Genomic DNA, 614 nt, shown 5'->3' with positions numbered 1-614 from the left:
TCGCGCGCCGCGCCGCCGCGCACCATGTTGGAGCGCAGGTCCCCCTCCTGCGGCACCCGGTTGACCGCCCCGGCGAACTCGCCGTCGACCAGCAGGATGCGCTTGTCGCCCTTGGAGACCTCGGGCAGGAAGCGCTGGATCACCCAGGGCTCGCGGAAGGTGACGGCGAAGAAGTCGTAGAGCGAGCCGTAGTTGAGATCGTCCGAGGTGATGCGGAACACCGCCGCCCCGCCATGGCCGAACAGCGGCTTCATGACGATGTCGCCATGCTCGGCGCGGAAGGCGTCGATGGCGGCGCGGTCGCGGGTGATCAGGGTCTCCGGCATCAGGTCGGGGAACTCGGTGACGAAGAGTTTTTCCGGCGCGTTGCGCACCGAGGCCGGATCGTTCACCACCAGCGTCTTGGGGTGGATCTTCTCCAGCATGTGGGTCGCCGCGACATAGGCCATGTCGAAGGGCGGATCCTGCCGCATCAGGATCACGTCCATCTCGGCAAGGTCGGTCAGTTTCCGCTCGCCGAGGGTGAAGTGGTTGCCCGGCTCGTCGCGCACGGTGACCGGCTCCAGCGCGGCGGTGACCGTGTCGCCGGTCATCGCCAGCCGGTCCGGCGTGTA

1 protein-coding gene is annotated in these 614 nt (G+C 68.1%); it reads right to left on the bottom strand.

The window, feature by feature from the left end:
- Window positions 1–614: glutathione synthase (gene gshB / locus TSB10P1A_RS17335; RefSeq protein ID WP_186389205.1), on the bottom strand; the 614-nt coding region annotated here is incomplete at both ends.

It is taken from the genome of Stappia sp. TSB10P1A (assembly GCF_900185725.1).
In the GTDB taxonomy this organism is placed as follows: Bacteria; Pseudomonadota; Alphaproteobacteria; order Rhizobiales; family Stappiaceae; genus Stappia.
Note: the sequence above shows the minus strand (reverse complement) of the source record. Positions and strands in the feature narration are given on the sequence as shown.